The organism is Halomonas zincidurans B6, from assembly GCF_000731955.1.
In the GTDB taxonomy this organism is placed as follows: domain Bacteria; phylum Pseudomonadota; class Gammaproteobacteria; order Pseudomonadales; family Halomonadaceae; genus Modicisalibacter; species Modicisalibacter zincidurans.
The window spans coordinates 1061926-1076343 of record NZ_JNCK01000001.1 but is presented as its reverse complement, the minus strand read 5'-3'; the positions used below and the strand labels follow the sequence as shown (position 1 = coordinate 1076343).

General features: G+C 64.7%; 12 protein-coding genes. All 12 read right to left on the bottom strand.

The window, feature by feature from the left end; all coding sequences use genetic code 11:
- Positions 1–12: 12 nt before the first annotated feature.
- Positions 13–1287: a cell division protein FtsA gene (gene ftsA / locus HALZIN_RS0105090; RefSeq protein WP_031383164.1), complete on the bottom strand. Its 1275-nt coding sequence runs from the start codon at positions 1285–1287 to the stop codon at positions 13–15.
- 203 nt (positions 1288–1490) lie between these two features.
- Positions 1491–2219, bottom strand: coding sequence for a cell division protein FtsQ/DivIB (locus HALZIN_RS0105085; protein WP_031383163.1), 729 nt, complete (start codon positions 2217–2219; stop codon positions 1491–1493).
- A gap of 4 nt (positions 2220–2223) precedes the next feature.
- Positions 2224–3174, bottom strand: coding sequence for a D-alanine--D-alanine ligase (locus tag HALZIN_RS0105080; protein ID WP_051907386.1), 951 nt, complete (start codon positions 3172–3174; stop codon positions 2224–2226).
- On the bottom strand, positions 3171–4583 hold the full coding sequence (gene murC / locus HALZIN_RS0105075) for a UDP-N-acetylmuramate--L-alanine ligase (RefSeq protein ID WP_084173362.1): 1413 nt from the start codon (positions 4581–4583) through the stop codon (positions 3171–3173). Before murC ends, HALZIN_RS0105080 begins: the two co-directional genes overlap by 4 nt.
- A 43-nt stretch (positions 4584–4626) precedes the next feature.
- Complete coding sequence (gene murG / locus HALZIN_RS0105070; RefSeq protein WP_031383160.1) at positions 4627–5694, bottom strand: undecaprenyldiphospho-muramoylpentapeptide beta-N-acetylglucosaminyltransferase; 1068 nt, start codon at positions 5692–5694, stop codon at positions 4627–4629.
- A 75-nt stretch (positions 5695–5769) separates the two neighbouring features.
- Positions 5770–6933, bottom strand: coding sequence for a putative lipid II flippase FtsW (ftsW, locus tag HALZIN_RS0105065; RefSeq protein WP_031383159.1), 1164 nt, complete (start codon positions 6931–6933; stop codon positions 5770–5772).
- Positions 6930–8336: a UDP-N-acetylmuramoyl-L-alanine--D-glutamate ligase gene (murD, locus tag HALZIN_RS0105060; RefSeq protein ID WP_031383158.1), complete on the bottom strand. Its 1407-nt coding sequence runs from the start codon at positions 8334–8336 to the stop codon at positions 6930–6932. Before murD ends, ftsW begins: the two co-directional genes overlap by 4 nt.
- 54 nt (positions 8337–8390) lie before the next feature.
- Positions 8391–9473 (bottom strand): phospho-N-acetylmuramoyl-pentapeptide-transferase, encoded by a 1083-nt coding sequence (gene mraY, locus HALZIN_RS0105055; RefSeq protein ID WP_031383157.1) that lies wholly within the window; start codon positions 9471–9473, stop codon positions 8391–8393.
- Positions 9474–9482: 9 nt separating this feature from the next.
- Positions 9483–10850, bottom strand: a complete 1368-nt coding sequence (locus HALZIN_RS0105050) for a UDP-N-acetylmuramoyl-tripeptide--D-alanyl-D-alanine ligase (protein WP_031383156.1) — start codon at positions 10848–10850, stop codon at positions 9483–9485.
- Positions 10850–12388 carry a UDP-N-acetylmuramoyl-L-alanyl-D-glutamate--2,6-diaminopimelate ligase gene (locus HALZIN_RS0105045; protein WP_031383155.1) on the bottom strand — a complete coding sequence of 513 codons (1539 nt, stop codon included), beginning with the start codon at positions 12386–12388 and terminating at the stop codon, positions 10850–10852. Before HALZIN_RS0105045 ends, HALZIN_RS0105050 begins: the two co-directional genes overlap by 1 nt.
- The gene (locus tag HALZIN_RS0105040; protein WP_031383154.1) at positions 12388–14103 is read right to left on the bottom strand and encodes a peptidoglycan D,D-transpeptidase FtsI family protein; all 1716 of its coding nucleotides are present in this window, start codon (positions 14101–14103) and stop codon (positions 12388–12390) included. Before HALZIN_RS0105040 ends, HALZIN_RS0105045 begins: the two co-directional genes overlap by 1 nt.
- Positions 14100–14351, bottom strand: coding sequence for a cell division protein FtsL (gene ftsL, locus HALZIN_RS0105035; RefSeq protein WP_231663835.1), 252 nt, complete (start codon positions 14349–14351; stop codon positions 14100–14102). Before ftsL ends, HALZIN_RS0105040 begins: the two co-directional genes overlap by 4 nt.
- Between the last annotated feature and the right edge of the window lie 67 nt (positions 14352–14418).

Below are 14418 nucleotides of genomic sequence, written 5' to 3'. Positions count from 1 at the left end.
AGTGCGGCCCTGTCAGAAATTTCCTTTGAACCAGCCTTTGACCCGTTCCAGCGCCGAAATGCCGTCCTTGAGACCACGCCGCGAGACTTCCTCTCTACGGGGCTGGGCGGAAACTGCACGGCTCTGCGCATGCTTGGCATCGCGCATACCGTAGAGTAGCAAACCCACGCCCGTGGAATAAATCGGATTGCGTACCACATCCGCCAGGCCTCGCACATTCTGTGGGCTGGCAATGCGTACCGGCATATGGAAGATTTCCTCCGCAAGCTCGACCACGCCCTCCATGCGTGATGTGCCCCCGGTCAGCACCACGCCAGCGGCCACGAGATCCTCGTAACCGCTGCGTCTCAGTTCCTCACGTACCAAAGTAAAGAGTTCCTCGTAGCGCGGCTCGACCACTTCGGCCAATGCCTGCCTTGACAGGTCGCGGGCCGGGCGGTCGCCTACGCTGGGAACTTTGATCAGCTCGTCGCTGGAGGCCAACTGCGTCAACGCGCAAGCGTATTTGACCTTGATGTCCTCAGCGTATTGGGTCGGTGTGCGCAGCGCCATGGCAATGTCGTTGGTCACCTGATCGCCGGCGATAGGGATGACCGCCGTATGGCGAATGGCACCCTCGGTGAACACCGCGATGTCCGTGGTGCCGCCGCCGATATCCACCATGCAAACGCCGAGTTCACGCTCGTCTTCTGTCAGCACGGCATGGCTCGAGGCCAACTGCTCCAGGATGATGGCATCAACTTCGAGCCCGCAACGTCGCACGCACTTCTCGATGTTCTGCACTGCATTCAATGCCGCTGTAACCAAGTGCACGCGCGCCTCAAGCCGTACCCCGGACATGCCCAGCGGCTCGCGGATACCCTCCTGGGTATCGATGGCGAATTCCTGGGGCAACACGTGCAGTATCCGTTGTCCTTCGGATATCGCACGGGCCCGCGCGGAATCGATGACTCGATCGATGTCCGACGGAGTGACTTCGCGATCCTTGATTGCCACCACGCCATCGGAATTCATCGAACTAATGTGGCTGCCGGCGATACCGACATAGACCGAGTGAATATCGCAGCCGGCCATTAGCTCGGCCTCTTCCACGGCACGCTGAATCGACTGCACCGTTGACTCGATGTTGATGACCACGCCCTTCTTCATCCCCCGTGAGGGATGCGAGCCGATCCCGGCGATCTCGAGCCCCCCATCGTCGGTAGGCTGCCCAACGATGGCGACCACCTTCGATGTTCCAATATCCAGCCCGACCACCATATTGGATGCGTTGGATTGTCCTGGCATGGGTCGGGATTACTCCTCGATCTTCACTGAATTAAGAATCCGTTTATCAGCCTAAATAGATATTGAACAGATTATAGTGAGTGCAGCGCGTTTAAAACCGGTTCAATTGAATACGCGCTCAGAATACGGGTATTTTTCGTCGAAAGAAATACCCCTACGCCTTTGTTGGTGGGCGACAGCCATATTAAAGGTAACGCTTGAGCTCAAGGTTCGTCGATCTTGCTGTCGCTCTCTCCATGCCAGGCTATGGCAACACCGTTCGGGTAACGTAGATCGATGTAGCGTATTCGCGACGCCTTGCCACTCAACTCGCGTTGCCATGCGGCAATGAACCGGGCTACTCGCTCCTGACGCTGATTACGTCCCAGCATGACCCAAAAGGCATCATCGATCTGGAAACGCCAGGCACCGCGATCTTCCATCCGTAGCTGCGTGACCTGCAGACCCAATGACAGCAATCGATTCTGCAGCCGATCATACCGGGCAAGCACCTCGCTACCGCTGCCATCGGGGCCAGCGAGATCCGGCAAATCCTCGGCAACCGTCACGTTGTCGCGATCAAAAGCGACGCCCTGGGGATTGAGAAAATAGCTATCGTTCCAGCGTGCGACCGGCTGTTGTTCAAAGAGTTCGAACGTCAGCGAGTTGGGCCACTGCCTGGATACGCGCGCTTCGGCGATCCACTCGGCGGAGCGGGCCTGTCGGCGCAACTCATCCAAATCAACCGACAACCAAGTCTCGCCCTGCACCGCCGGCGAGAGCCTCTCACGCAGATAATCCGCGCTGACATACTCCAGATCGCCACGGATCGAAACCCGCTGGATGGGCCGATCCAGCCATAACCACAGCGCCCGCCCGCCAGCACCCAGCAGGACCAGCAACAGCACGAGCCCCAGGATCGCCCCGCGCACGCGAAAGCCACTTTCCGCCATGCGCTCAGGGCTCCAGCGTGGTGTCGAGAATGCGCAGCACCAGACTCTCGAAATCGAGCCCGGCATGCGCCGCGGCTTGCGGAACGAGGCTATGATCGGTCATCCCGGGCACGGTATTCACCTCGAGCAACCAGAAGCGTCCCTCGCCGTCGCGCATCACATCCACCCGTCCCCAGCCACGCCCGCCCACGGCAACAAAGGCCTCACGACACAGCTCGCCAAGCCGTGCCTCGGTCGCGGCGTCCAAGCCACAGGGCAGATGGTAAAGTGTCTCGCTGGAATGGTACTTGGCTTGATAGTCATAAAAGCCGCTCGGCACTTCGACGCGTATCGCCGGCAGGATGCCGTCCCCCAACAGCGACACGGTATATTCCTCGCCCTGAATGAAGCGTTCGGCCATGACTTCGGCATCAAAACGTGCCGCTTCGCGGTAGGCCGACGCCAGGTCATCGGCATTGGCAACGATGGTGATGCCGAGCGTCGAGCCTTCGTGTATCGGTTTGACGACAAGCGGCAAACCCAGGCGCCTGACCACTGTCGACCAGTCGCACTCGGGGCCCAGAGTAATACTCGCCGGAGTAGGCAAGTCGTGCGCCTGCCAGAGCCGCTTGGTGCGTTGCTTGTCCATCCCCAGCGCCGAGGCCAGCACGCCACTACCGGTATAGGGGATGCGCAGCAGCTCCAGCGCCCCCTGCAAGGTGCCATCCTCCCCGCCCCGCCCATGCAGGGCGATGAAGACCCGATCCGCAGCCAGCGCCTCCAGACCGCTCAGGCCGCCAGCGGCCAGGTCGTAGCCCTGGGCATCGACGCCACTGCGTTGCAGAGCCGCGAGAACCGCGCCACCACTGGCCAGCGAGACATCGCGTTCCGCGGAATCGCCGCCATAGAGAACCACGACGCGGCCATAATCCTGTCGACGCTCACCGCGCACTGCGGCCTGCGTATCTCTGCTCATAATGCGATCTCATCCACCTGGAGCCGGCCGGCTGCGAGAGAGACGGCGATCCCGCCAACATCACCGGCCCCCTGGGTAATTAGGATATCTCCGTCACGCAGTACGTTGCCCAGCAGCTTGGGAAGCTCATGCTTGCTCTCGACGAACAGCGGGTCGACCTCACCGCGCTGGCGGATCGAACCGGCCAGGCTGCGTCCATCAGCCCCGGCGATCGCCTTTTCCCCTGCGCTGTATACGTCGAGCAGCAACAGCACGTCGACGCCGGAAAGCACGCGCACGAAGTCCTCGTAAAGGTCGTGGGTACGCGAGTAGCGATGCGGCTGGTAGACCATCACCAGCCGACGCTGCGGCCAGCCGGCGCGCACCGCGCGAACGACCATCTCCACTTCGCGTGGATGATGACCGTAATCATCGACCAGCATGACCTCGCCCCGGCCGTGCGCCAATGCATAGTCGCCATGCACCTGAAAGCGTCGACCGACGCCGGCGAAGCTTGCCAGGCCGCGCTGGATCGCCGCGTCATCGACGCCGGCATCCGTCGCCACGGCAATCGCCGCCAGTGCGTTGAGTGCGTTGTGTTCGCCAGGCATTGCCAGACGTACCTTGAGCGGCGCGTAGCCTTCGGGGCGCCAGGCGGTAAAGCGGATCTCCCCGCCCTGCTGGGCGAAGTCGCTGATGCGATAGTCGGCTTGTTCGTGAAAGCCGTAACTGACTAACTGACGCTGTACCCGCGGCAGCAGCTCCTGCACATTGGCATCGTCGAGACACACCACGGCGAGACCGTAGAACGGCAGGTTGTGCAGAAACTCGACGAAGGTGTCCTTGAGCCGTGCGAAGTCGCCGGCATAGGTCTCCATGTGATCGGCATCGACATTGGTCACCACCGCGACCATCGGCTGCAGATGCAGGAAGGAGGCATCCGATTCGTCGGCTTCGGCGACCAGATAATCGCCCGCCCCGAGCCGGGCATTGGTTCCCGCGCTGGTCAGCTTGCCGCCGATCACGAAAGTGGGATCGAGCTCGCCCTCTCCGAGCAGCGTTGCGGTGAGGCTGGTGGTAGTGGTCTTGCCGTGCGTACCGGCGATGGCGATGCCGTGACGAAAGCGCATCAGCTCGGCGAGCATCTCGGCACGCCGCACCACCGGCACGCGATGCTCGCGTGCCCAGGCAATCTCCGGATTGCTCGTATCGACCGCCGTCGAGACCACCACGACATCCGCGCCATGGGCATTATCCGCCGCATGGCCGATCGCCACGTGAATTCCGCACTGGCGCAGGTGCACAACGATCGGCGATTCCTTGATATCGCTACCGCTGATCCGGTAGCCCTCGTTGGCCAGCACCTCGGCGATGCCGCACATGCCGGCCCCGCCAATACCCACGAAGTGAATGTTGCGGGTCCGCCGCATCCCCAGGCCCCGGCGGGTCCGGGCAGGTGTGGGATCGCGCCTGCTATCGTTCAAAACATGTCTCCATACAGCCAGCCACCAGCCGCTCGACAGCGTCGAGCTGCGCACGACCGCGTGCCGCCGTGGCCATGCCGGCGAGTCGTTGGGGGTCGAGTACCTCGCTCAGCGCTTCGGCAAGCGATGCGGCACTCAAGGTTTTCTGGGGCAACAGTCGTGCCGCGCCGGCCTCGACCAGATACCCCGCGTTGACGGTCTGATGATCGTCGACGGCATGCGGAAACGGCACCAGCAATGACGGCTTGGCCGCCGCCGCCAGCTCGGCGACGGTCAATGCGCCGGAGCGACAGACCACCAGGTCGGCCCAGTCATAGGCTTCGGCCATGTCGTCGATAAATTCGCCGATATCGGCTTCGATGCCCACCTCACGGTAGTTGTCGCGGGTAGCATCCACGCGCTCGCGCCCGGCCTGATGACGCACCGTCGGCCGCTGGGCCGCGGGCAATAGGGCAAGGGCCTGGGGCACTCGATCATTGAGCGCCACTGCCCCCAAGGAGCCACCAACGACCAGCAATCTAAGCCGTCGCCCCTGCATTTCCGGAGCCTGCCGAGGCGACTCGCCGAGCAGCGCGATCTCCTCGCGCACCGGGTTGCCGATGACGATCGCCTCGCGTCCGCCGGACTTGCGAAAGGCGCCGGGAAAGGCCGCGTAAGCGCGCGTTGCCAAGCGTGCCAGCACCTGATTGGTCAGGCCCGCGACGGCATTCTGCTCATGCACGATCAACGGCCGGCGCAACAACCATGCTGCCAGCCCTCCCGGTCCGCTGGCGAACCCTCCCAGTCCCACCACCAAGTGGGGGTCGAAAGCGACGATCACCCGACGTGCCTGCCAGATTGCCCGCGTCAGGCGTACCGGCACCGCCAGCCAGCCGACCAGGCCATTGCCACGCAGCCCCGACACGTCGATCCGATGCAGCGCCAGACCGGCCGCCGGTACCAGACGATTCTCGATCCCTCTCGGGCTGCCCAGCCATTCGACCCGAGCCCCTTCAGTCGCCAACGCCTTGGCCAGCGATAGCGCCGGAATAACATGTCCGCCAGTGCCGCCGGCCATGATCAGCACGCGAAGCCGACTACCCTGGCCCGCCAGGACCGCTGCTCGTTCTACCACCGCCGAGTACTCCTTGATCTAGGTCGCCGGCTTGGCGCGGGATGGTGAGCTGCGGCCGCGTTTGCGCGTATCGATATCAACCCGCAACAGCAGGGCCACCATCACGGCACTGACGATCAGGCTCGACCCGCCGTAGCTCAACAGCGGCAGCGTCAGGCCCTTGGTCGGCAGCATGCCGGTACTCACGGCGATATTGATGAATGCCTGGGCGCCAAAAACCAAGGCAATACCGTAGCTGAGGTAGGCCGCGAACGGCAATCGGGCGAGCTCGGCCCGCCGGCCGATCAGCAAAGCGCGATAGACGAGAATCGCGAACAGGGCGATCACCGTTACCGCGCCGACCAGCCCCAGTTCCTCGGCAATCACCGCAAACACGAAATCGGTATGCGCTTCGGGCAGGTAGAACAACTTCTGGACGCTATTGCCCAGCCCGAGCCCCAACCAGTGACCACGGCCAAAGGCGATCAGCGCCTGGGTCAGCTGGTAGCCGGAATCATACATGTCGGCCCAGGGGTTGGCGAAGCTGGTGATCCGCTCTAGCCGATAGGGCTCGGCCACCGCCACATAACCACCGATCAGAATCACCGCCACCATCAGTAGCAGAAAGCGTATCAGCGGCGCCCCGGCCAACAGCAGCATGCCCATCACGCAACCGGTCATGACCACGAGTGCGCCGTAGTCCGGTTCGAGGATCAGCAGCCCGCCCAGCGGCACCATGATCACCAATGGCTTGAGAAACTCCCACCAATGCCGGCGCACCCCGGGCAAAAAGCGTTCCAGATAACCGGCCAGATAGACGATCAAGAACAGCTTGACCAGCTCTGAAACCTGCACGTTGACGACGCCAAGCGAGATCCAGCGGCGGCTGCCGTTGGTTTCGGGGCCAACTACCAGCACGGCAATCAACAGTACGAACCCCAGCATCAGCAACCGAGAACCGTTGTGCTGCCACCATAGCAGGGGAATGCGCAGGGTGATCATAGCGCTCCCCAGCGCCAGCACGTCGAAGATGCCGTGACGCAGGCTGTAATAGTGCGCATTGCCGGTTTGACTGGTGGCGATCTCGATAGACGCCGAGGTCACCATTACCCACCCCAGCAGCAGCAGGGCAAGCGCAGAGAACAGCAACCAGCCGTCAAAGGAGCTGCCTGCTGTCGACAGGCGTCGAGCCAGGGCGGTCATGGCGCCTCCTGTTGATCGAATGTTTGCAGCCAGGCCGCAGCACCTGCACGGAAAGCCTCACCGCGCGCCTGATAATTGCTGAACTGATCGAGACTCGCGCAGGCCGGCGAAAGCAGCACGCAATCTCCGGGTTCGGCGATATCGCCGGCGCGCGCCATGGCTGCCTTCAGATCGTCGCAGCGCGTGATTGCCACATGGCCCGCCAAGGCCTGTGCCAGGCGCGCTGCGTCGGCGCCGAACACCACCGCTTCGCGGGCATGACGCGCCAGTGGTTCGGCCAGCGGCGTGAAGTCGGCTGCCTTGCCCATACCGCCTCCCAGCCAGATGAGACGTCCGCCGAGCGTCGGCCCCAGCCCGGCAATGGCCGCCAGCGTGGCGCCGACGTTGGTACCCTTGGAGTCGTTGATCCAGCGGATGCCGTGCGCCTCCGCGACAAGCTCACCGCGGTGCGGCAACCCCGCGAAGCGCTTCAATACACGCACCATCGCCTCATGCGATAGCCCCAGGCGTTCGCCCATCGCCATCGCCGCCAGGCCATTGGCCTGATTGTGGCGTCCGGCCAGGCGCATCTCGCGCACCGCCATGATCGGCACCTCGCCGTGCATCAGCCAGGGCTCGCGAGCGGCCTCGCTACCAGACTCGGCGATTCCCCACTCTTCAGGCTGCGGCGGCCGGGTGGTGAACCGCGACACGGGCAGGTCAACGTCATCGGGCCAGGTCAAATGATCCTCGGCGTTGACCACCGCATGCTCAGCACCGCGGAATATTGCCAGCTTGGCGGCCCGATAGCCTGCCATGTCGCCGTGCCGGTCGAGATGATCCTCGGACAGGTTGAGGAACGCCGCCGTCGCCGCGCCCAGCCGTGGCGTCGTCTCGAGCTGAAAGCTCGAGAGTTCGAGTACGTAAAGCTCTGCATCGGGACACTCGGCGAGCAAATCCAGCGCGGCGATGCCCAGGTTTCCGCCGACCGCGACACGCTTGCCGGATTGGCGAGCCATCTCACCGAGCAACGTGGTCACCGTCGACTTGGCATTGGCGCCGGTGATCGCCGCGATCGGCGCCCGACAGGCACCCGCGAACAGCGCAATCTCACCGATCACCCGCGGCATGCCGGGCGCGCCCTCGAGCGTCGCCTGCCAGTAACGGGCCAGGCCGGGAGATCGCGGATCGACCCCGGGGCTGACGACGATCTCAACGGCCCGGCTCGCATCGATTTCATCCAGCCGGCCGCAGTGAATCTCGACCCCTGGGAAGGCCGCCCGGAACGCCTCGAGACCGGGCGGCGATTGGCGCGTGTCGGCAACCATGAATGGCCGTGCCTGGCGCGTCAGGTGACGGGCGATCGCCCACCCCGACACGCCCAGGCCGACCACCAGCGTATGACCCTGCGGTACCGCTTGCATCGGCGCTCGCCTCCTTTGAGCAGTGCCTTCCGTGGGCGATTGGCGGCCACCCATTCAGCGAATTTTCAGGGTGGCCAGACCCAGCAGTACCAGCACCACGGTGATGATCCAGAAACGCACGATGACCCGCGGCTCCGGCCAGCCCTTGAGCTCGAAGTGATGGTGTAGCGGTGCCATGCGGAAGATGCGCCGCCCGGTCAGCTTGTAGGAGCCCACCTGGAGGATCACCGACACGGTCTCCATGACGAACACGCCGCCCATCACGAACAACACGATCTCCTGGCGTACGATGACCGCCACGATACCCAGCGCGGCGCCCAGCGCCAGCGCGCCGACATCGCCCATGAAGACCTGCGCGGGGTAGGTGTTGAACCATAAAAAACCCAGCCCCGCCCCGGCGATGCTGCCGCAGAAGACTGCCAGTTCGCCGGCCCCCGGCACCAGCGGGATATGCAGGTATTCGGCGAAGACGACGTTGCCGCTGGCGTAGGCGAATACCGCCAGGCCCATGGCGACCATCACGGTCGGCATGATCGCCAGGCCGTCGAGGCCGTCGGTCAGATTGACGGCGTTGGAGCTCCCCACGATGACCAGATAGCTCAGCACGATATAGAAAAGGCCCAGCTGAACGACGACCTCCTTGAACAGCGGCACGATCAGGCTCGTCTCGACCGGGCTGGCGGCGGTGTAATACAGAAACAGCGCGGCGCCGACACCCAGCACCGACTGCCAGAAATATTTCCAGCGCGCCGGCAACCCGCGCGGGTTCTTCTCGACCACCTTGCGGTAGTCATCGACCCAGCCGATGGCGCCGAAGCCGAGCGTGACGACCAGCACCAGCCATACGTAATGATTGCTCAGGTCGCCCCACAGCAGCGTGCTGATGGCCATCGCCATCAGAATCATCGCCCCGCCCATGGTCGGCGTCCCGGCCTTGGAGAGGTGGGATTGCGGACCGTCGTCACGCACCGCCTGGCCGATCTGGCGCTCGACCAGACGGCGAATCACCATCGGGCCCAGCCACAGGCACAGCAACAGCGCGGTCAACGTACCCAGCACGGCCCTCAGGGTGAGATAGTCGAATACCGTGAAAGCGCTCTGGAATTGAGCCAGAAAATTGGCAAGCAAAAGCAGCATGTAGTGTGATCACCTTGGTGTATCGGCGCGCAAATCGGCGACGAGTCGTTCCATGCCGGCACTGCGCGAGCCCTTGATCAGCACACTGGCGCCGACCGGCAAGTGCTCATGGGCATGGCGCAACAGCGCCTCCCAGTCGGCGAAGTGGCAGCCATTGACGCCGAAGGCGCGAGCAGCGGGCTCGGCTTCGGCGCCCAGCGTGCCGAGAAAATCGATCTCCAGGCTCCGTGCGTACCGGCCGACGTCGGCGTGCCACGCCGCCGATTCATCGCCGAGTTCGCCAATCGCCCCCAGGAAACACCAGCGCGGCGCAGGCAACGTGGCCAGTGTGTCGAGCGCCGCCTTCACGGCGCCGGGATTGGCGTTATAGGTATCGTCGAGCAGACGGCAGTCGCGGATGCCTTCGCTCATCATCAGCCGGCCGGGCGTCGCCACGACACCCTGCAAACCCGCCAGGACATCGGCTTCGGCCGCACCCAGCGCCAGCGCGGCGGCGGCGGCGGCCAGCGCGTTGCGCACGTTGTGCAAGCCCATCAACTGAAGTTGCACGCGCCCCAGCGCCTGACCCGCGAAAACCAGCGTGAAAGCATAGCGCCCCCGGCAATCACAGACTAGGTCGCGCGCGTTGACACGCGCGCTTTCCGTGAGGCCGAAATCGATGATTCGAGCCTCGGCGACCAGCGCGCGCCAGAACGGGAAGAACGCATCGTCGCGGTTGAGCACCGCCGTGCCGTCACCACTCAGCCCGGCGAGAATCTCGGCCTTGGCCTGGGCGATGCGTCCCATGCCGCCGAACTCGCCGACATGCGCTCCGGTGACGTTGGTGATCACCACCACCTGGGGCCGCGCGAGCATCGACGTCCAGGCGATCTCGCCGAGATGATTGGCGCCCAACTCGACCACTGCCTGACGATGACTCCGCTCGAGCCGCAGCAGCGTCAGCGGCGCGCCGATGTCGTTGTTGAGGTTGCCGTGCGTTGCCAGCGTGCTGCCGCGGCGTTCGAAAATCGCCGCCAGCAGCGCCTTGACGGTGGTCTTGCCGCTATTGCCGGTGATTGCCGCCAGCGGCCCGCCCCAGGCCCGACGACGGGCCTGTCCCAGCAGCCCCAGCGCCAGTCGCGTATCGGCGACAAGCAGTTGCGCCAACGGGTCATCGACGGGCCGCGAAACCACCGCCGCGATCGCTCCCGCCTCGCGCGCCTGAGCCAGATAATCATGGCCGTCGAAGCGCTCGCCGCACAGCGCAACGAACAGATCGCCAGGCTGCAATTGCCGAGTGTCGGTAATGATCGCCGCCACTCGCGCGGGTGCCTCGGGCGCCTCGCAGCCCAGCGCTGCGGCGACTGCGTCGAGCGTTTCCAACCCGCATCCGCTCATCAGGCACTCTCCTGCCGACGGGCCAGCGCCGCTTCGGCACAGGCGCAGTCGGAGAACGCCAGCCGCCGGCCCTTAATCTCCTGATAGTCCTCGTGGCCCTTGCCGGCGATCAGGATCACGTCGTCGGGACCCGCGGCCTCGATGGTACGTCCGATCGCTCGTTCGCGCCCATCGACACACCAGGCCGATGCCCGGGCTGATTCGCTCAGCCCGGCGAGGATCTGCTCGCGAATGCGTGCAGGGTCCTCGCTGCGCGGGTTGTCGTCGGTGATCACCCAACGATCGGCGTTGGCCTCGGCGACCGCGCCCATCAGCGCGCGCTTGCCGCTGTCACGCTCGCCGCCGCAACCGAATAGGCACCACAGCTGGCCGGGGTGGGCGGTATCGCCGTCGTCGCGCCCGGGCAGGTGCGCGCGTAGCGCCTCGAGGGCGTGGCGCAGCGCCTCCGGGGTATGCGCGTAGTCGACGATCACGCTCGGCGCCCCGGGACGACTCAGGCACTGCATGCGACCGGGCACCGGCACGAGCTTCTCGGCCGCCACGCACAGCGCATCGAGATCCTCGCCCAGCCCCAGCAGCGTGGCCATCGCCAGCAGTACATTGTCAAGGTTGAAGCGCCCCATCAGCGCAAGCTCGAGCGCGCGCTCGCCGTCCGGCGTGGCAACCAAGGCACGCTGGCCGGCTGCGTGGGGCAGCCAGTCGAGCACCCGCAAGGTGGTGGCCTCCTGGGTACCGCTCGCCAGCACGCGGACCTCGGGCGAAAGCCCGGCCAGCATCAGCCGGGCCAATGGGTCGTCGCCGTTGACCACCGCCAGCCGCAGCTCGGGACGTCGAAAGAGGCGTGCCTTGGCGGCGGCATAGGCCGCCATGCTGCCATGATAATCGAGATGATCGCGGCTCAGATTGGTGAACACTGCGGCGGCGAGACGGCAGCCGTTGAGGCGTTGCTGCGTCAAGGCGTGCGACGATACCTCGAGCGCGACCCGCTCGACGCCGCGCTCGGCCATGCTCCCGAGCGCGGCCTGCAGCTCCAGCGCCCCGGGCGTGGTCTGGCCGCTGTCGACGAGCTCAGCGGGGCGCCCCCAGCCCAGCGTGCCGACCACGCCGGCGGGACGACCCAACGCTTCCGACAAGGCAGCGAGATAATGGGTGACCGAACTCTTGCCGTTGGTGCCGGTCACCCCGATCAGGGTCAGCGTTTCGGGCACCTCGAACAACAAGCGGCCGAGTTCACCGAGGCGTTCTCCGAGCGCCGGCAGCCTGGTAACGCCTTCGGTCTCGCCGCCATCTTCGGTCCGCTCGGCAGCGGCCAGCGTCCAGGCGGCGCCGGCCGCCCGAGCCTGATCGATAAACCGTCGACCATCGACGTTCACCCCGGGCACGGCGATGAAAACGACCGCATGCGGGCAGTCGGCGATGGCCCGGCTATCCAGACACAACGCCAGCGGTGCATCGTCGTCGGCCAACCTGGGCAAGGCCTCGGCGCCGGGCCATAGCGCGCTCAACGTCCGGGCGAGTCGCGCCTGCGTGGTGACGATCACTTGAGGGCCTCCTTCTTGTCGGGCAGGACATCGAGCAGGCGCAGCGCCTTGCCCACCACGCGGCTGAATACCGGTGCGGCGACCAGGCCGCCGTAGTATTCCTGGCCCTTGGCGTTGTCGATCATCACCACCGTGACGATACGCGGATCGGAAACCGGAGCGATACCCGCGAACAACGAACGATAGGCGGTCTGCTGATAGCCGGTACTCGCCACCTTGCGCACGGTGCCGGTCTTGCCGGCGATTCGGTAACCGGGGACCATGGCCCGCGCGCCACCGGCGCCGGGCTGGACGATCTTTTCCAGCATCCCCAGCAGATTGTTGGCGATCTGCGGCTCGATCACCGGCTTGCCTTGCGGATCCTCGCCCTCGAGCTTGAGCAGCGATGGCGACAGCTGCCTGCCCTGATTGGCGATCGCCGTATAGGCGCTCGCCAACTGCAATGCGGAAACCGCCACGCCATAGCCATAGGCCAGCGTCGCGCGCTTGCTGTCGGACCAGTTGTAGGGGGCCGGCAGGCTGCCGGTGGCCTCGCCCGGAAAGCCGGTCCCCCGCGCCTGTCCCAGCCCCAGCTCGTAGTAACGCTTCCAGATCGCGTCTTCAGGCAATTGCAGCGCGACCCGCGACATGCCGACATTCGACGAGTGCAACAGAATGCCGCCCATGTCCAGCTTGCCGTAGTTGCGAAAGTCGTTGATCGTGTATTCATCGACACGCATATAACCGGGCGAGGTATCGACGATCGTGTCCGGCGAGAACTGATCGCTTTCCAGGGCCGCCGACATCGCCAGCGGCTTCATCACCGAGCCCGGCTCGAAGGCATCGGTGATCGCCTGGTTACGCAGCCCCTCGACATCGAGCTCGGCGCGATTGTTGGGGTTGTAGGACGGCGCGTTGGCCATCGCCAGAACCTCGCCGTTGCGGGCATCCATCATCACCAGGGTGCCGCCGTCGGCGTTGTTTTCGTCGACGGCGGCCTTGAGCTCGCGGTAGGCCATGTACTGCAGCCGCAGATCGATCGACAGGGTCAGTTCGCCGCCCGGCTTGGCCTCCTTGATCAGGTGCAGGTCGCGAACCAGACGGCCCTTGCGATCCTTGAGCACGCGACGCTTGCCGGGTGTGCCGGTCAAGTAGCTGTTATAGGCCAGTTCGAGGCCCTCCTGGCCGCGATCGTCGACGTTGGTCACGCCGACCAGCTGCGCGGTGACCTCGCCGGATGGGTAGTAGCGCTTGTACTCGTTCTTGACGTAGACGCCGGGCACGTTCAGATCGATGACCTTCTGCGCCTCGGCCGGAGTCATGCGACGCCGCAGATACATGAACTCGTAATCGGCATAGCGCTCGATGCGTGCGTTGAGGTCGTCGAGCTCGATAGCCAGAGCACGCGCCAGCATCATGCGCTGGATATCGTCGTCAGGCAGCTGCTGAGGGTTGGCCCACAGCGTCACCACCGGGGTCGATATCGCCAACGGGTCGCCGTCGCGGTCGCTGATCATGCCGCGATGGGCGTCGATGGTTTCGACGCGCAGGGTACGCGCATCCCCCTGGCCCTGAAGAAACACCCGGTCGAGCACGTTCAGGTCGACGATCCGTCCGACCAGCACCAGCATGGCGACCACCAGCATCACCAGCATGAAACGGAAACGACCGCTACCCAACGGGGCGACCTCGGCCCGGGTCGGATTGTGGGTGTTATCGGAGCGCCGACTCATGGCCGAATGATCTCGATCTGTTCAAGATCGGGGACGCGCATTTCCAGACGCTCGACCGCCAGACGCTCGATACGCGACGGCGCCGACCAGGTGCTTTCTTCAAGCAGCAGCCGGCCCCAGGCCGTCTGCATCTTGTCCTGGTCGGCCTCGAGCTGCTGCAGGCGTGCGTATTGAACGCGGGTCAGATGAGCGCTGGCAATCACTGCCATGGCGCTCGCCAATACAGCCAGCACCAGTATCGCGATCATCAGATAGCGCCAACCGGGTCTGACAATCCGCGCCCACATGGAAGATGGCGTGTTCAAGCGACCCTGT